Origin of the sequence: Aquipuribacter hungaricus (assembly GCF_037860755.1) — a bacterium.
Lineage (GTDB): Bacteria > Actinomycetota > Actinomycetes > Actinomycetales > JBBAYJ01 > Aquipuribacter > Aquipuribacter hungaricus.
The window spans coordinates 50,476-66,570 of sequence record NZ_JBBEOI010000003.1 but is presented as its reverse complement, the minus strand read 5'-3'; the positions used below and the strand labels follow the sequence as shown (position 1 = coordinate 66,570).

Genomic DNA, 16,095 nt, shown 5'->3' with positions numbered 1-16,095 from the left:
GGGGTGTGGGGGGTGGTGCGGGTGGGCCGGGCGCGCGGGGTGACCAGGACGCTGCTCGTCGCTGTCCCGGGGGCGGCGGCCGCCGCCGCCGTGGCGGCCAGCGGCTGGCGGGCGAAGGCCGGGCCAGGGGGCGGGACCTCGCTGCGCGCCGCGGTCCTGCTCCCGGTGGCGGCCGGTGGTGTCATGGCGTTCACCCACTGGGCGTCCCTCGTCCTGGACCACGGCGTCGAGGACTTCCTCGCCCGTCGTGGGGTTCGCCGGCCGCGGCTGGTGATGGCGGCCGTCGCGGCCGTGGCTACGGCGCTGTTGGACCGACGGGCGGTCGCGCTGCGGGACGGGCGCGAGCCGCTCGGTGATGCCCGCACGCCAGCTCGCAGGCCCGCATGAGTCCCGGGGCGGGCCACCGGCACCGTCACCGGTCGGCGGGCCCGTGCCGTCGTGGGCTGACCGCCTCACGCGGTGACGGTGAAGGTGGGTTCGCCGGCTCGTTGTCGTGACTCGTGGGCGGACCTGGGGAGCCGGTCGTAGTAGGTGAGGGCCTGCTCGATGAACTGTCGTCGCTGCGGGGTGTCGCTGCTGCCGAGGGTGAGGAGCATGCCCCGCAGGTACTGGGGGTTGATGTCGCCGGTGAGGGTTCCGGCGGCCCGGTCGCCGGAGACTCGGGCGAGGAAGAAGGTGACTTGGTTCTCGCCGTCGTTGAAGCTGACGGTGTCGTAGCCGCCCGGGATGCCCCCGGCGACGAGCCCACCGGCGACGATGCCCCCGCGACCGCCTACCCCCACGGCGTCGGGTCGGTCGAGGCGGCCGTCGGAGGTGAAGGAGACACCGCTGACGGCCCGCAGCATCGCGCGGTCCGCGTCGCTCAGCAGCGGAGCCTGCCCGACCGACGAGGCCGTCAGCTGGTGCCCGGGGCCCGTGAGGTGGAGGACCCGTCCGGCGCCGCCATGCGCGGTCAGTGCGGTCAGTGCGGTCAGTGCGGTCAGGGTGGTCGGCAGCCGGTGGCCGACGCCTACGGTTGCCGTGGTGCTCATGTGACCTCCGCAGACGTGTCTGGCCGGTGTAGCTCTGGGCCGCCTCACCATGAGCGGTGAGGGGATCGGGAGCGTTGTCCTGACGGACCTCGGCACCTACGACGGGACACTTGAACGCCCGGCCTCTGCGGCACCGGTCCTGGCGCCGGGCAACAGCCGCCCCCGCCGTCGCTGACAGGCGACCCCCCTGTGGGACGGCAGGGGCTCGGGGCACGAGCCGAACCCGTTGGCGACACTGACGCCGGAGATCCTTTCGGAGGCAGGGCTCAGCAGACCGGAACCGTGCCCCACGTGTGAGCGTCTCAGGCACATCAGGCTTGCGGAGGAGGACTCGTGCGGATGGTGGCTGCAGTCGTAGGAGTAGCGCTGCTCGTCGTGGGGCTCGCCGGCTGTGGCGCGGAGGACTCGACCACCAAGGCCACCGACGGTCTGGACTGCGACGGCGACACGAGGGTGAGCTCGCACTTGGACTACGCCGCGGGCGAGGCCCCCGTCGCGGCCTCGCCCGAGGATGCCGCGCGTGAGGCGGTGTCTGGCAACGCTTTCGAGGCCCAGGACGCCTCGCCGTCCTCCGGGAACGTTCGTGTCTTCGTCGAGCGCGACGGTCTGGCGGTGAGGTACGTCGACGTCCGACAGGACTCTCCGGGTCGGTGGACCGCAGACAGCATCACGTCGTGCACCGACTGAGCCGTCGCAGCGCTTGACGGTCCGCTTCCGAGCTGTGCCGCATGTGTCCGGTACGCGACCGTCACCCGAGTGGATCGCCACGTCCCATAGCGCCATCGCTACCTGGGGATCGCTCCCAAGCCGGTCAGCCTGGTCCCTGGCTACCCTCGACCCATGGAGCAGCCGACTGCCGCGTCAAGCCGGCTTCGAGCGGCACTGGCTTCGAACCGGAGCGAGGTAGGCGCACTGCTCAGGCGGTACGGCGCAGACAACCTCCGCATGTTCGGGTCTGCGGCGCGTGGCGATGCTCGCGATGACAGTGACCTCGATCTTTTCGTCGACTTGTCTACCGGCTCCGGCAACGAGCTCCTCCGAGTCTCCGGACTCGCCGAGGAGCTGAGCGAACTACTGGGCGTCCGGGTTGATGTTGTGGCAGGACCCCTCCTGCGTGATGAGGTCTCGGCTACGGCCCTGGCGGACGCGGTGGCCGTGTGAGCCGTGCCGATGCAGACCGCATGGAGGACATTCGAGCCGCGATCGCCCGCTGCCTCACTTACCGCGATCACCTCGATTCCGCAGAGTTCGGCTCGATGGCGTATGACGCCGTCCTGCGGAACCTGGCCGTGATCGGTGAGGCCGTCAAGGCCCTGCCGGAGGACTTCAAGAAGGGACGCCCAGGGGCGCCCTGGGCCTCCATTGCGGGCCTTCGCAACGTCGTCGTCCACGAGTACTTCCGGGTCAACCCAGCCATGATCCGCGACATCGTCGACGATCAGTTGGCGCCGCTCCTCGACGAACTTGGCTAGAGCGCGCGGGACCAACGGCCCTCGACGTTCCGCATAACGATCAGGTACCGGCGAGGGGTCCCCACCGGGTGCTGCCTGTGGTCCGTGCAGCTGCTGCGGCTGCGAGCAGGACCGTTGTTGCTGCTGCGACGGTCACGGCGAAACTAGCCCGGGCGTCGGTGGTGTCGATGAGGTACCCCGTGGTCGCGGCAGCGCCGGCGAGCCCGGCGGCACTGGCCGACGCGGTCCAGCTCAGGGCTTGCGTGATCGTGGTCGGGTCGACCAGGCGATGGACCATGGAGCCTGACAGCACCATCACGGGAGCCACCATGAGCCCGGCCGCGAGGACGGCCCCGGCTAGCCACAGCAAGCTCGGAGCTGCGCTGAGCAGGTTGACCGCCAGGAAGAGACAGAGGGCGGCGGTGAGCAGCTGCCGGGGCGGCGCGCCCCGCCAGGCCCCAGCCCCGAAGACGAACCCGCCGATCAGGCCACCGAGTGCCAGGACGCTGTACAGCGCGCCGGCGACGCCCGGACGGCCGGCACCGGCCGCAGAGGCGGTCACCGCCACCTGCAGCGAGCCGAAGACCCCGCCCAGTCCAAGGTTGACCACCACGACCGACACGAACGGCGCCCGCAGCAGGCCCCGGCGCCCCGGGCCCGGTACCAGTTCCGGAACCGCCTCCGGCCCCAGGTCCGGTCGCAGGTCCGGTCGCAGGTCCGGTCGCAGGTCCGGTCGCAGGTCCGGTTCCGGCTCGGTGGCGGGCGCGTGCTGGTCGCAGCGGGGTCGCTCCTCGCACACCATCGCCAGGAGCACACCGCCGCAGACCACCAGACCGGTCGCGAGGACCACTGCGGCCACAGGGGTCCAGGCCACCGCCGCGGCGACCACGACGGTCGGTCCGAGCAGGAACGCGACGTCGTTGGCCATGCTCTCCAGCGCGAAGGCTGTCCGCAGCAGCGGCGACGCTGCGAACAGACGCGTCCACCGTGCGGCCGAGCACGCACCGACCTGGGGCAGCGACGCCCCGGCGACCACCGCGAGCAGGCACAGCGCCACAGTCGACCGCCCGTCCTGGTGTGCCGCGCCCAGGAGTGCCGCGCTCAGGAGTCCGGCGACGGCGGCGGCGTGCATCAGGATTAGGAGTAGCAGCGGTCGCCGCTGGCCGTACCGGTCGAACAGGCGCGCAACCTGGGGTCCGGCGACTGCCTCGGACAGCGCGAAGGCCCCCGTCACCGCTCCTGCTGTCGCCAACGAGCCGGTGGTGGCCTGCAGGAGCGACAGGAGACCGAGCCCGGTCATGGCGACACCGAGCCGACCCGCCGCGGCGGGGAGGAAGAAGCGCCAGGCCGGGCCCTGGAGGACCCGGCGGTAGCGGGACCACACGGACGGTCGACGGGAGCTGTGACGACGCACGGTTCGCCGCGAGCCTTCCGGTGCGGCCGGGTGCCGCAGGACCGCCAGAAGCAGAAGGTCTGGATGTCGGTCCTCGCACAGGACGAGCTCGCCGCACTGAGACGCGGGCTGACCCGCTGCCTCACCGTAGGCCGCACCTAGCCCGGACCTCCAGCTGGGCCTTTCACGCGGGCGTGTCGCGGTAGCGCGGTACCCGGCAACTGAGGCCTGTCGCCCCTGCGCTGCTGCCCTCGCTGTCGCCCGCCCGCTATGCGGTGGGTTCCGCGGGCGCCTCGGACTGGGTGGGGTCGGGATCGGCCCGGTTCTTCTGGTTGCTGCTGGCTTCGAGCATGTCCTTGACCTCGTCGCGGAAGATGACCCAGGCTCGGCCGACCTTGTAGGCGGGGACCCGGCCCTCCTGCAGCCACCGGTAGGTGGTCTGCATCTCGATCCCCAGCAGCTGGCTCAGCTGCTCGACCGTCAGCCGGTCTGGTAGTTGAGCGAACACCTCGTCAAGTCGACTCATAGGTGGAGCCTCGCGCACCTGAACAGTTGGGCGTGGCCGTCGTTCAGCGTCGTCGCTGGCCGCAAGGGCCCTCCGACGCCGCTCGGACAGGTATCCCGCTGCAGAACCAGCCACTCGCGTCTGCTGGCGCGGGTGCGGTGAGCCGTTCCCACCATGCGCCAGGATGGGCCCGTTCTTTCCTCGACTAAGAGAAAGCGGTACCCGACGTGGCTCAGCACGTGAACGTCGTCCTGGTGGACGACATCGATGGCTCGGCGGCTTCGGAGACGGTGACGTTCGCCCTGGACGGTGTCAGCTACGAGGTCGACCTGAGCGAGGACAACGCCGCCCGGCTGCGCTCGAGCCTGACGGAGTTCGTGGACAAGGGTCGCCGGGCCGGCGGGAGCCGCTCGAAGGGCACCCGTTCGGCGTCGAGGTCGTCGTCGTCGAGCTCCTTGCAGTCGGGCGGGGGTGTCGACAACGGGGCGGTCCGGGAGTGGGCTCGTGCCAACGGTCACGCGGTGTCCGAGCGGGGCCGCATCAAGGCCGACGTGGTGCAGGCGTACCAGGCCGCCAACGGCTGAGGCTGCGCGACGCCCACCGCGCCGACCCCGAACAGCTGCGGGCAGCCCGGGCAGCCCGGGCAGCCCGGGCAGCTCCACAGCTCCGGTGTCCCGCTAGTCGTGGCGGGGCGGTCGTCCGGGGACGGGCACGTGAGGGGCGGGGTGCGTCACGCCAGGCTGGGTCAGAGGCGGGTACGCCGGGGGTTGGCCAGCGAGGTGTCGGGCGCGTCCAGCTTGGCGGTGAGGCTGTCGGCGGTGGGGAGCGTGAGCTCGGTGGTCTCGGGGTTCATGGGTATGGCCTCCGCGGTGTGACTGACGGTGGTTGAAGCCTGCACCTGAACATCGCGTCGAAGGCTTTCGGTGAAACGTCGCGTGCGTCACACCGTCCGTCGCCCGGCTGACAGCCGCGGGTCGTGCCCGACCGAGCCCAATCTGGTCCGATCGAGCCCGACCGTGATGACGCCGGATCTGCGCGTTGCCGTCTTATCTGTCGGGTCATGCGGTGGGTCCGAAAGAACCCACAACGTTGTCGCCCGTCGGGTCACTCTCGCACCCCTGGGGCGCTGCCCCTGGCGCGCACGGCAGCCGGGTGGTCAGTGTTCGTCGGTGTCGAGGCGGTAGAGGCGGGTGATGACAACGGCTGCGGTGAGCAGGTGCGTGACGGTGGTGGAGGTGGTGGTGAGGCCGAGCTGGAGCCAGGCGGTGGCGTCGTCGAGGGTGAGCTGGCCGGCGAAGAGCAGGGCGGTCTGGGGGAGCAGGGCGGCGGGAGACCACCGCCAGAGGCGGGGGTGCATGGCCAGCAGCAGGGTGGTGGTGGCGAGGGTGAGGTGGGTGATGGCCAGGGCGACGCCGACGGCGACCTGGGCGCTGGCGGTGGGCACGAGCGGGGTGGGTGCGGTGACAGCGGCCGGGTAGGGGGTGAAGGACCAGAGCACGGTGAGGGTGATGGTCCAGGCGGTGAGCAGGGCGAGCTGCCACAGCAGCCGGGAGGCCCGGGGCCGGGCGGGCAGCCGGTAGCTCGACAGGACTGTCGGGGGGTGCTCGGCGAGCATCGCGGCCTTACTGGTGTAGAGCGCGGCGGCGGGGTAGGCGCGGGCCACGGCGGCGCGCCGGTCGGTGGGGACGCGGGGGGACAGCCACAACGCCTCGATGACGGCGTGCTGGGCGCGGAACCCACGTTCGGCGGGGACGAGCTGGCCGTGGGCGGCGACCACGGCCAGGACGCGGGAGGTGCCGAGGACGCCGGTCTGGCGGAGCGCGGCGACGTTGCCGCAGGCCCAGAACCCGCAGACGCAGCCGACGCCGGGTGCGTCGTGGGCGGGCGGTAGCCGGCGGGTGATGGAGCGGCGGTCGCAGGTGGCGGTGTTGACGCCGGGTGTCCACGGCGGGCGGCTGGTGACCGGTGCTAGCCGGCCGTCGGGCAGGACGCGGAAGGTCCGCACCCCTCGCACGGACCCACGGTGGACCGGCGCTGACGTCGCCATCAGCGTCAGGACGGGGAGGGGACCGGCACCTGCTCCGGCGCTGGCGCCGTCGCAGGCTCCGTCGTTGGGGCTGGCTCGGCGGGTGTCTGGAACGGGGCGTCGGGCTCGACGGTGATGGGCTGGTCTTCCTTGCCGATCTTGGCCATGGCGTCACTGTAGGTCGCGGTACCTACGCCGTCCCCGGGTGGCGGGCGGCGGGTGTTCCGCGTGAGGCGTCGGCCGCTGCTGTCGGCGCCGCTGTCGGGGGTCAGCGGTTCACCCTTGCTGTCCGGGTCCGTCGATGCCGGGGGAGCTGGCGTGGCGGGTGGTGCCGCGCAGGGCGCGGATGGCCAGGGCGTACCGGACGGTGAGCGCGGGGGGAGAGTCCGGGTCGGTGTGGTCGATGAGCCCGTGCAGGAGGTCAACCGCCTCCTGCACGACGAGGGACCACGGCCTGCGGCGGTCGATGGGTGCGGTCGGTGGGGAGGGTGGGCGGACATCGACGAGGTCGACGAGGTCGTGGAGGACGTCGGTGATGTCGCGGCGGACGGCGGCGGGGACGTCGCCACGGACGAGGAGGCCGTCGAGCAGGTCCAGGGCGAGCGACAGCAATGGAGGGGGTGGCTGCGGCGGTGCCGGTACGGGGTTGACGCTGTTCATGTCCGTGCCGGCTCCTCGTCGTCGGTTCGCTGCTGGTGATGTCCGGGGTGCGGTGCTCCTGCGCCGGCACCAGCAGCGCTGGCTGCTGGGTGTCAGGAACGCCAGGCGTGTAGTTGCCGGCCGCGGGCGGATCATGCCGGCCTCTGGGCCCCGTCAGGGGTGGCCGGGATCGCTCGAGCGTTCCTGCGCATGTACCGCGGGTCAGCTCCTGACCTGCGGCCTGGGGGCCGTCGCCGCGGCCCGGGGTACTACCCGGCGCCTGGCCCGCCAGCGGCGAGGCGACGTCAGCGTTCGAGGTCGGTGCCGCGGCTGATACCCCGTGAGGGTGTCGTGGGACGTCCGGTGGTGGTGTGGAAGGTGGGTGGTCGGACGGCGTCGCGTGGGGGGTGGCCTTGTCGGGCGGTGGCCACGGCGATGGCGGCTGCGGTGCTGGGGAAGGGGTTGGGGCCGGCGGTCTGGGCGAGGTGGTGGGCGGTGGTGCGGGCCTCGATGAGGCGGTGCACGAGGTCGGGCTGCCACTCCGACCCGGTGGCTGTGGCGGCTTGGCGGACCCAGATGGCGCTGGTGTGGCGTTCGTTAGGGTTGGGAACGAGCCAGGCGCCGGTGGCGAGCTGGTGGCGGGCGGTGCGGTGCAGGGCGTCGACGATGTCGGGCTGGCTGCGGGCGATCGCGGCGGCGACGCGGCCGGCGTCGGGGTGCTGGGGGTCCATGGCGGTGACGTAGGTGAGCAGGTGCTGAGCCTGGCGCAGGGGGCGTTGGTCGCTGGTGGGTTCGATGGTCTGCAGCTGGCGGGGGACCACGGCCTGCAGCTGGGCCAGCTGTGCGCGGGCGGCGTCGGCGAGGGCAGGGTCGCTGGTGAGGCGGGCGGCGTGGCCGGTGAGGCGGGCCTGAGTGCGGGCGAGCTGGGTGAGGTCGCGGGGGCTGATGGTCTGGGCCCGGTCGAGGAGCTCAGCGGTGGCGTCCTGGGCCAGGGGGACGTGCACGGCGACCGTGACCGCGGCGGGCCGCACGAAAGGCTGACGCAGCGGGCCGACGTGGGGCAGGGGTCCTTGTGCCGCGAGCTGGCGGGTGCGTTCTCCTGCTGCGCGCAGGCCGCCGGTCGCGGCGGCGGCGTAGCGGTCGGCCAGCACGCCGGGGGCGGTGCCGAGCTGCACCTGCACGGCGTGGGGCATGCGGGTCGCGGCGCGGGCGATGTGCTCGTCGAGGTGCGCGAGGCCCTGGGCGATGGAGCCGACGTCGGCCATCAGGGACCAGGCCTGGTGGCTGCGTGGGCGGGAGGCGGGGTCAGCAGTGCGCCAGGCGTCGGCGGCGGTGATGGAGGCGCGGGCGAGGTCGTGCCAGCGTCGTGACGGGCCGGGGGGCGGGTTGGTGGTGAGGACGTCGGACAGCGCGACGCCGGGGGTGGCGGGGTGCTGCTGCAGCGCGATGCCGAGAGCCTTGACCGGGTTGGCCTCCAGCTGCTCGACGCTGAGCCGCTCGGTCACGGTGGGGCGCTTGCTGGGTCCTCTGCCGCGGGTGAGGTCGCGGTGGACGGTGAGGAGGGTCCGGACGGTGGCGGCGTGGCTGGCCACGGCGAGGGGGAGCAGGTCGGGGGTGACGGGTTCGGGGTGCTCGAGCAGGGCGGCGACCTGGTGCCCGACGTCGTACCAGGAGCGGGTCCAGGTGTCGGGCCGGCCGGCCACACCGGTGGGGCCGCTCACCGCCGCATGCCGTCCGACGCGGTACCCGTCGGGGGGTCCGTCGTGGTGCCCGGCGTGAGGTCCGCCGTGACGTCCGTGGTGGTGCCCGTCGTGGGATTCGTCGGGCTGTCTGGCGTGGCTGGGCCGGTGTCGGGTGGCGGTGTCTGGTGCTGGCGGAGGGTGCGGAGGTTGAGGGCGTAGCCGACGGAGCGCGCCGGCGGCGCGTCCTGCGAGGGGTTGGTGATGAGGTCGTGGAGGGCGGCAACGACCTGGTCGAGGACGAGCGGCCAGGGGTCGGTGGAGGTGGTGGGTGTGGTCGGCGTATAGGGCGGGCGGACGTCGAACAAGTCGCCGAAGACGTCACCGAGGTCCAGGAGCACCGCAGACGGGACATCGGTGCGCAGCAGCAGGCCGTCGAGCAGGTCCAGGGCCCGTGACAGCGGGGGAGGGGGCGGCTGTGTCGTGACCGGTGCCGCGGCCGGTGTCGTGACCGGTGCGTTGGCCGGTGTGGGGTTGGGGCTGCTCATGTCTGTATCGGCTCCTTTTCGTCGGGCTGCTGCTGTTTCCTCATAGCTGGTTCGCGGGTCGTGCGTTCTGTCCCGGCTCATCGGAGTGAGGGCCGGGGGTGCGGGGGCGGAGCCCCTGCGGTCGTGGTCCTGCGCCGGCAGGGCGCCGGGGTCGGTGTGCGGAGGGTGCGGGGCAGGGGTGGTGAGGTGGGGGTGGTGCGGGGGTCTCACCGTCGTTCGGGCGATGCGCAGCAGGACCGCGGTGGGGGGTCGGCGGAGGAGGCGGGCCCCGATGATGCTTCGAGGTGGAGCGCAGCGGAGCCAGGGTTTCGAAGGATCACTTCGGGTGCCTCCGCAGAGCGCAGCGGCCGGCCGCCCACCGTGGTGACCTCCGGTCGACCGGGCGACGGTGAGACCCCCCGCGTCGTGAGCAGACCCCGGTCAAGCGCCCGGGACGGTCAGCCGGCCGCGGTGTCTGCCGGCGCGGAGTCTGGTCCTGGGGAGGACGCCGCAGCCGTGCTGCGGCCGCTGGTCTTTGCGGTGCTCCGGGGCCGACCGGGTGCTCGTTTGGTCGGTGCGTCGAGGCCGACGCGCTTGAGCTCGTCGGCGGTCCAGCCGTCGCGCAGCGCGGCGGTGTAGGCGGCGGTGTCGGCGCGCTCGGCCTGCTCGAGGGCGGCGCGGGCGTCCTCCCGTGCCTGGCGGGCGTGGGCCAGGACGCGGACGGCTTTGACCTTGTCGTCGAGCAGGGCGCGGGCGGCGGCCTGGATGCGGTCGGTGTCGAGCCTGGGAGTAGCCATGGGCGTCACGGTACGAACCGGACACCGTGCCCCGCCAGGAGCCGGGCCGTCGGGCTATGGACGACGGCCGCATCCGCAGGTTGTGGACAACCCAGAACAGGGCGCACAGGTGAGCAAGGTATTCAATCCGGTACCCGGATAGCGTCGCGGCCTGGCGGCGCGGTGCCGCGCTGCGGCAGACTGGCGGTGCCAGTCCTCGCCGCGCGGCGGGGCACGACCGGTGGTCGGGGCGCTCCGCTGGGAAGGGGTGAGGCCGGTGGCCGAGCAGCAGACGGGCTCCGCCGTGACGGCCAGCTCCGCCCAGACGTCTGAGCAGACCTCCGCCGAGGGCGGTGTGGGCGGGTCGGGACAGAGGCGGGTGCGGCGGCAGCAGCGGGTGGTGGGGGGTCGTCAGCGGCCGGTTCATGTGCGGGTGAGCGAGGAGGAGTTCGTGCAGCTGTCGGCGCGGGCGGTGGCGGCGGGGTTGTCGGTGCCGGCGTGGTTGGTGGCGGCGGGGATGGCCGACCGGGGCGCCCGGGCGCCCCGGGCAGCGGGGGAGTCGGAGGAGCCGGGGGAGCAGAGGGGTCCCAGCCTCGGGGGTGGGTCGATGGGCGCGCTGGAGCGGCGGGCGTGGGCGGCGGAGCTCGTCGCGGTCCGGCGCCTGGCGCGGGGGGTCGCCACGAACGTGAACCAGCTCGCCGCGGGCTACAACGCGACCGGCGCGGTCGCGCCGGAGGCGGGTGCCGTGCTGGACGCGGCGCGGCGCGTGATGGACCGGATGGACGCGCTGGGCGCGCTGCTGTCCGGCGGCGGGTCAGCAGCGGGGCAGTGGGCCGTCGACGACAACCAGGACGAGCGGGACGACCACGCCGACCAGGTCGGGCAGGTCGGGCAGGTCGACGGCTCTATGGGTGGGGTTCGCGCGTGATCGCGAAGGTGACGCGGGGGACGCGGGTGGCGGGGTTGGTGGCGTACCTGGTGGGCCCGGGGCGGCACGACGAGCACACCGACCAGCACGTGATCGCCAGCAGCGACGAGATGGACGTGGCGGACCCGACGCTGTCGGCGCCCGGCGCCAGGCGGGGGTTCACCGCGGACCTGAACCACTACAAGGACCTGTACGACGTCACGGTCCCGCGCGGCGAGGTCTACCACTTCTCGCTGTCCAACCCGGCGGGGGAGCGGGTGCTGTCGGACGCGGAGTGGGCGGCCACGGCCCGCGGTGCGCTGGGCGCGGTCGGGCTGGCCGACGACGGGCCAAAGGCGCCGGTGCGGTGGGCCGCGGTGCGGCACGGGCTGTCCACGGCCGGCAACGACCACGTCCACGTCGTGGTGGTCCTGGCCCGCGCAGACGGCACGAAGGCCGCACCCCACGACGACTACAACAAGCTGAACCGGTACTGCGCCGCCGCCGAACGTGAACTTGGTCTGGCCAGCGACCGCACGCCCGGGCGGGGCACGCGCGCGGTGCCGCCAGCCTCGCGGGCAGACCTGCAGGCCAGCGGACGGGCGGGGGAGGTGCTGCCGCTGCGGGAGCGGGTGCAGCGCGACGTGCGCGCCGCGGCGACCGCCGCGAGCACGGAGACCGACTTCGTCGACGGCCTGCGCCGGGCCGGGCTGTACGTGCACCCCCGCTACGGCGAGGGCGGACGCGCGGAGGTCACCGGGTACAAGGTCGCCGCGCTGCGCGAGCGTGACCCGGAAGGGCACCTGGTCTACTTCGCGGGCGGCCGGCTGGCCCGCGACCTGTCCCTGCCGGCGCTGCGCACCGGGTGGGGCGACAGCCCCGGAGAACGCACCCGGGCCCTCGTGGCCTGGGGGGAGCAGCCCGGGCGGCGGGACGGGCCCGGCGGGCCTGGCGGGGCTACCGGGGAACGAGGTCCCTCGTCGGGGTGGCAAGGCGAACCGGACCCGGCCGCGGCGATGGCGGCGGCGCGGCAGCTGCACGCGGCGGCGCAACGTCTCGGGGCGAGCCCGGCCGCGTCGTGGGAGCAGTGGGCGGGGGTGGCGCGGGAGACCTCCGGGCTGCTCGCGGCGGCGTCGTCGGGCTGGGAGGGATCACGGGGCGGGGACCTGGACCGGGCCTCCCGCCGCCTCGCGCAGGCCTCGGCCGGCGCGGCACGCCGCGGCGGGCACAGGGCCTCGAGCGCCGGGATGGGGCTGGAGGACCTGGCCACCGTCCTCATGGCCGGGTCCGGCAAGGGCGGCTCGGCGGCGCTGCTGATGCAGCTCACCCGCACCGCCGAGGCCATCGCCGAGGCGTCCCACGCCGTGCAGGTGGCCCGGTCCGCGCACCAGGAGACCGCCCTGCTGCGCCAGCGGCACGCCGGTGCGGGCACAGCCGCCGCGGTGGCAGGGCGGGCCGTGGGCAGGATGGCGACAGCCACAGCTACAGCAGGACCGGTCACCCCCGCGGGGGCGGGAGCAGGAGGGCCAGCGACGATGAGCGAGTCACCGGAGACCGAGGCGATGGAGAGTCTGCGGCCGTTGGCGGTCGCGGCCGCGGCGTCGGCGTCGCAGGCGGCACGGATGGTGCAGCGGATGGGGGAGCGGTCCGCGGACCGGGCACGCGCGCAGGCCGAGCAGGAACGTCAGGTCGAGGAGCTGCGGCGTGAGGCCCGTGCCGCGTACCGAGAGCTCGCCCGGCGCGAGGACTGGGTCGGCCACGCCTCCGCCGATGACCTGAGGCAGGCCGTCGAGGCCCTCGGGTCCGGGGCGGACCCGCGCGACCGTGACGCGCTGCATCGGGTCGAGGAGTCCGGGCGCGACCGCTTCGGCGACGCCTGGCCCAAGGAGGCGACCAGCCATGAGAAGGCGGACCTCAGCGACGGGGCGCGCGGTCGGGACGCGGGTGCTCGAGAGGCGTTCGCCCGCGGTGAGCACGACGAGCAGCCGACCGGCGCAGGTACCTCGCAGGCGGGTGCCGGTGCGGAGGGCTCGAAACCGGGTGGCACGAGCACGGCACCGACGATCGGGGGCAGCGACGGCGAACCGGTGCTGGCCGCAGCCGGCGGACGGCTCAGCATCCGCAAGGCACGCGGTCGCGGCCGCGTGACGGGCAGGACCGGACCAGCCAGACGGCCCGACGACCCGAGCCGGGAGACTCAAGTCGAGCGGTGACGTTTATAGAGGACGGCTAGCTCGGAGTTAGCTGCCGGAGGCGCAAGCGGGAGACGGCGCCGTCTGCATGGAGGTCGGCGCGGTGCTCTCCCGGCACAGGAGCTGGTGGGGGGCGCGGGTCTGCACCCCCGGCAGGGAGGGGTCGCCGATCCGCGCGATGATCCGATCGACGGCCTCCTGGGCGATGTACGGGGTGTCGAGGGACACGGTGCTCAGGGAGGGACGGGCGTACCGGCCCTCCTCGAGGTCGTCGACGCCGATGACAGCCACGTCGTCCGGGACCTGCAGGCCGGCGTCGAAGACGGCGCGCATGGCCCCCATCGCCAGCAGGTCGGAGAAGCAGAAGATCGCGTCCGGGCGCTGGGGGAGGGCAAGCAACTCGCGGGCGGCGTCGTAGCCGTCGGCGCGCCGGTAGTGCGCTGCCGGGCGGAGGTAAGCAGGGTCTGGCTCGAGGCCGGCGGCGAGCAGGGCGGCCTGGTAGCCGGCCGTGCGCTGCCTGGGGGTGGCGTACCCCTCCTGAGGCTGTTCGCCGATCGCGGCCACCCGGCGGCGACCGGTGCTGACGAGGTGCGCGGTGGCGTCGTAGGCGGCCTGGGTGTTGTCGATGGCGACGTGGTCGAAGCGTCCGTCGAAGACGTGCTCGCCCAGCAGCACCAGCGGCATGGTGGTGCTGGGGTCCATCTCCGCGAGCTCGGCCGCGGTCACCAGCGGGCTGAACAGCACGCCGTCGAAGAGCATGGTGCGGTCCGCACCGGTGAGCAGGCGCCGTTCGCGCTCGTGGTCGTGGCCGGTCTGGTCGACCATGACCTGGTAGCCGCGGGTGGCTGCGGCGTTGATGACCTCCCGGGCCAGCCCGGCGAAGTACGGCACGTCGATCTCCGGGACCACCAGCGCGAGCACCCCGGTGCGGCCCGTCCGCAGGGTCCGGGCGACGGGGTTGGGGCGGTAGTCCAGCTCCTGGATGGCGGCCTGCACCCTCGCGCGCATCGCCTCGCTGACGTGCTGGTAGCCCGCCATCACGTTCGACACGGTCCGCACCGAGACCCGCGCGTGGGCGGCCACGTCGCGCATCGTCACCGCCACGAGGTCACCGCCACCCCGTCTTCGCCGACACGAACCCCGGATGCAGCGGCATGACATCGAGCATAGTGCTTGCAACGTCGGCAAAGCCTGCGTACTTTGCAGACGTCGGCAAGAGCCGCGCCCCGTCGCACGAAGGAGTGCACATGTCCCCTGCCCGGTCGGTCCAGGCAGCCCCCACTGCCGCCCTGCCCGGTCCGCCTGCCCAGCCGCACGGGCGGCTGCGCCGCCCCCGGCGGGCCGCGCTGCCTGTGCTGCTGCTGGTCGGGACCGGTGCGCTGCTCAGCGCCTGCGGCCCGTCGATCAGCTCCGGCGCCGCCGACGGCGCCGCGACGGGCGGGTCCGGAGGCACCGACGGGTCGGTCGCTGCGTCTGGGCCCGGCGCCGGCCCGGCCGTCCTGGCAGCGCCGTCGGCCGACGCACCGTCGGGCGAGATCACGATCTGGGACCGCTCGGGAGACCTCTTCGAGGTCTTCGAGGCCACGATCGACGACTTCAACGAGGTCTACCCCGACATCACCGTCAACCACGAGGCCGTCGACATCGACGCCAAGCTCCAGAACACCCTCATCACCGGTACGGACGTGCCGGACGGGGTGTTCCTCGACGACGCCCGCGTCGCCGGGTACTCCGAGTACCTATGGGACCTCAGCGGCGTCCTGGACCCCTACCTCGACGACATCGCCCCCCAGAAGGTCGACGTCAACACCCTGGACGGCGGCGTCTACGGCGTGCCGTTCGACCTGGACCCGGGCCTGCTCTTCTACAACGAGACGGCGCTGCTCGAGGCCGGTGTCGACGCCACCACGATCGAGACCTACGACGACCTGCTGGAGGCGGCCCGGCAGTACAAGCAGGCCCGGCCGGACTCCGGGCCGATCCACCTGGAGCAGAGCCCCTTCCTGGGCCAGCTGCAGCTTGAGATGTTCGCCTCCCAGCTGGGGACGAGCATCGCCGACGAGCAGGGCGAGCTCCGCCTGGACTCCCCGGAGTACGAGCAGGTCCTCACGATGCTCGACACCGTGCAGCGCGAAGGCCTCGGTACCCGTGCGGAGTACCTGAGCCCCAGCGACATCGAGCCCCTGGAGTCCGGCCAGCAGGTGTTCTACCCGTGGGCGGTCTGGTTCAGCTTCGCCCCGCAGCAGCTCCTGCCCGAGACCGCGGGCGACTGGCGCGCCATGCCCCTGCCCGCGTGGGAGGACGGCGGCGCCCGCAGCGGCGCCATGGGCGGCTCGTCCTTCGTCCTGCCCCGCGACGGCGAGAACGCCGACCTCGCCTGGCTGTTCTACGAGTTCCTCATGTTCGAGGAGGCCGGCTACAGCGCGGTCTGGGGACCCAACGACGTCTACCCCGACGGCCTGAACACGTCTATCCCCGCCTACCGGCCGGCCGCCGACCCCGCGGCGCCGCTGTTCGGGCCCGTAGAGGCCCTGGGCGGGCAGGACCTGTGGGCCGTCGCCACCGCCGCCGGCGAGGAGATCCCCGGCGGGGCCCCGATCCCCGAATGGTGGGCGGGCGCGGTCGACTACCTCGGCACCGACGTGCAGCGCATGCTCGACGGCGACCTCACCCCCACCGAGGTCCTCGAGCGCTCCAGCGCCGAGATCCAGCCCAACCTGGTCGACCGGTCCTGAGACCGGCGCACCCCAGCGGCGGGCGACCGTCCCACGGCCGCCCGCCCGCCCCGCCCCCCCGATGCCCGCCCACCGGCCCACGGACACCCGGGGCTCATCGACCCACCACCCCGGCCGAGAGGACTACCCATGGCACTGCTGGCGCCACCGTCGCCGTCCTCGCTGCCACCGACGGCAGCGGCCCCGTCGCGGCCCAGAGGACGCACGTCCCGACGGCCGAGGCTGGCCCCGTAC

The 16,095-nt window shown here is 73.5% G+C and carries 18 protein-coding genes; 8 read left to right on the top strand and 10 right to left on the bottom strand.

The window, feature by feature from the left end; translation table 11 throughout:
* The coding region (locus tag WCS02_RS01770; protein ID WP_340288831.1) for a hypothetical protein at positions 1-387 on the top strand (387 nt) is incomplete at its 5' end.
* A 65-nt stretch (positions 388-452) separates the two neighbouring features.
* Here WCS02_RS01770 and WCS02_RS01765 read toward each other — a convergent pair.
* Positions 453-1,031, bottom strand: a complete 579-nt coding sequence (locus WCS02_RS01765) for a hypothetical protein (RefSeq protein WP_340288828.1) — start codon at positions 1,029-1,031, stop codon at positions 453-455.
* 333 nt (positions 1,032-1,364) lie between these two features.
* Between WCS02_RS01765 and WCS02_RS01760 the strand changes: the two genes are divergently transcribed.
* The 3 genes from WCS02_RS01760 (at position 1,365) to WCS02_RS01750 (ending at position 2,503) form a co-directional block, all read left to right on the top strand.
* Complete coding sequence (locus tag WCS02_RS01760; protein WP_340288825.1) at positions 1,365-1,718, top strand: hypothetical protein; 354 nt, start codon at positions 1,365-1,367, stop codon at positions 1,716-1,718.
* A gap of 153 nt (positions 1,719-1,871) precedes the next feature.
* A complete protein-coding gene (locus WCS02_RS01755; protein ID WP_340288822.1) occupies positions 1,872-2,192 on the top strand; it encodes a nucleotidyltransferase family protein in 321 nt (106 codons plus the stop codon).
* Positions 2,189-2,503, top strand: a complete 315-nt coding sequence (locus tag WCS02_RS01750) for a HepT-like ribonuclease domain-containing protein (RefSeq protein WP_340288819.1) — start codon at positions 2,189-2,191, stop codon at positions 2,501-2,503. Before WCS02_RS01755 ends, WCS02_RS01750 begins: the two co-directional genes overlap by 4 nt.
* 40 nt (positions 2,504-2,543) lie before the next feature.
* Here the strand turns inward: WCS02_RS01750 and WCS02_RS01745 are convergent, their stop codons facing one another.
* Positions 2,544-3,866 (bottom strand): MFS transporter, encoded by a 1,323-nt coding sequence (locus WCS02_RS01745; protein WP_340288815.1) that lies wholly within the window; start codon positions 3,864-3,866, stop codon positions 2,544-2,546.
* 277 nt (positions 3,867-4,143) lie between these two features.
* Positions 4,144-4,401, bottom strand: coding sequence for a helix-turn-helix domain-containing protein (locus WCS02_RS01740; protein ID WP_340288812.1), 258 nt, complete (start codon positions 4,399-4,401; stop codon positions 4,144-4,146).
* 206 nt (positions 4,402-4,607) lie between these two features.
* On the opposite strand from WCS02_RS01740, the gene WCS02_RS01735 reads away from it, so the two are divergent.
* Positions 4,608-4,964, top strand: a complete 357-nt coding sequence (locus WCS02_RS01735) for a histone-like nucleoid-structuring protein Lsr2 (protein WP_340288809.1) — start codon at positions 4,608-4,610, stop codon at positions 4,962-4,964.
* A gap of 572 nt (positions 4,965-5,536) precedes the next feature.
* Here WCS02_RS01735 and WCS02_RS01730 read toward each other — a convergent pair.
* The 6 genes from WCS02_RS01730 to WCS02_RS01705 form a co-directional block, all read right to left on the bottom strand.
* Complete coding sequence (locus WCS02_RS01730) at positions 5,537-6,394, bottom strand: hypothetical protein (protein WP_340288807.1); 858 nt, start codon at positions 6,392-6,394, stop codon at positions 5,537-5,539.
* Positions 6,395-6,432: 38 nt separating this feature from the next.
* Positions 6,433-6,573, bottom strand: coding sequence for a hypothetical protein (locus WCS02_RS01725; protein WP_340288804.1), 141 nt, complete (start codon positions 6,571-6,573; stop codon positions 6,433-6,435).
* Between the two features lie 109 nt (positions 6,574-6,682).
* On the bottom strand, positions 6,683-7,066 hold the full coding sequence (locus tag WCS02_RS01720) for a hypothetical protein (protein WP_340288801.1): 384 nt from the start codon (positions 7,064-7,066) through the stop codon (positions 6,683-6,685).
* A 284-nt stretch (positions 7,067-7,350) separates the two neighbouring features.
* Positions 7,351-8,766 (bottom strand): hypothetical protein, encoded by a 1,416-nt coding sequence (locus tag WCS02_RS01715; protein WP_340288798.1) that lies wholly within the window; start codon positions 8,764-8,766, stop codon positions 7,351-7,353.
* Positions 8,763-9,272: a hypothetical protein gene (locus WCS02_RS01710; protein ID WP_340288795.1), complete on the bottom strand. Its 510-nt coding sequence runs from the start codon at positions 9,270-9,272 to the stop codon at positions 8,763-8,765. Before WCS02_RS01710 ends, WCS02_RS01715 begins: the two co-directional genes overlap by 4 nt.
* Before the next feature lie 437 nt (positions 9,273-9,709).
* On the bottom strand, positions 9,710-10,048 hold the full coding sequence (locus WCS02_RS01705; protein WP_340288792.1) for a hypothetical protein: 339 nt from the start codon (positions 10,046-10,048) through the stop codon (positions 9,710-9,712).
* Between the two features lie 412 nt (positions 10,049-10,460).
* Here WCS02_RS01705 and WCS02_RS01700 point away from each other — a divergent pair, with 412 nt between their 5' ends.
* Positions 10,461-10,955, top strand: coding sequence for a hypothetical protein (locus WCS02_RS01700; protein WP_340288789.1), 495 nt, complete (start codon positions 10,461-10,463; stop codon positions 10,953-10,955).
* Positions 10,952-13,147 carry a relaxase/mobilization nuclease domain-containing protein gene (locus WCS02_RS01695; protein ID WP_340288786.1) on the top strand — a complete coding sequence of 732 codons (2,196 nt, stop codon included), beginning with the start codon at positions 10,952-10,954 and terminating at the stop codon, positions 13,145-13,147. The genes WCS02_RS01700 and WCS02_RS01695 overlap by 4 nt, the downstream gene beginning before the upstream one ends.
* A 27-nt stretch (positions 13,148-13,174) precedes the next feature.
* On the opposite strand, the gene WCS02_RS01690 is transcribed toward WCS02_RS01695, so the two are convergent.
* Positions 13,175-14,209, bottom strand: a complete 1,035-nt coding sequence (locus WCS02_RS01690; RefSeq protein WP_452039057.1) for a LacI family DNA-binding transcriptional regulator — start codon at positions 14,207-14,209, stop codon at positions 13,175-13,177.
* Positions 14,210-14,373: 164 nt separating this feature from the next.
* Between WCS02_RS01690 and WCS02_RS01685 the strand changes: the two genes are divergently transcribed.
* A complete protein-coding gene (locus WCS02_RS01685) occupies positions 14,374-15,861 on the top strand; it encodes an ABC transporter substrate-binding protein (protein WP_340288783.1) in 1,488 nt (495 codons plus the stop codon).
* The last annotated feature ends 234 nt before the right edge of the window (positions 15,862-16,095 follow it).

Bases quoted from the DNA above. Each gene is read 5' to 3' on its own strand.
- WCS02_RS01765 (WP_340288828.1), bottom strand. From the start codon at position 1,031: ATGAGCACCACGGCAACCGTAGGCGTCGGCCACCGGCTGCCGACCACC.
- WCS02_RS01755 (WP_340288822.1), top strand. From the start codon at position 1,872: ATGGAGCAGCCGACTGCCGCGTCAAGCCGGCTTCGAGCGGCACTGGCT.
- WCS02_RS01740 (WP_340288812.1), bottom strand. From the start codon at position 4,401: ATGAGTCGACTTGACGAGGTGTTCGCTCAACTACCAGACCGGCTGACG.
- WCS02_RS01725 (WP_340288804.1), bottom strand. From the start codon at position 6,573: ATGGCCAAGATCGGCAAGGAAGACCAGCCCATCACCGTCGAGCCCGAC.
- WCS02_RS01720 (WP_340288801.1), bottom strand. From the start codon at position 7,066: ATGAACAGCGTCAACCCCGTACCGGCACCGCCGCAGCCACCCCCTCCA.
- WCS02_RS01710 (WP_340288795.1), bottom strand. From the start codon at position 9,272: ATGAGCAGCCCCAACCCCACACCGGCCAACGCACCGGTCACGACACCG.
- WCS02_RS01705 (WP_340288792.1), bottom strand. From the start codon at position 10,048: ATGGCTACTCCCAGGCTCGACACCGACCGCATCCAGGCCGCCGCCCGC.
- WCS02_RS01685 (WP_340288783.1), top strand. From the start codon at position 14,374: ATGTCCCCTGCCCGGTCGGTCCAGGCAGCCCCCACTGCCGCCCTGCCC.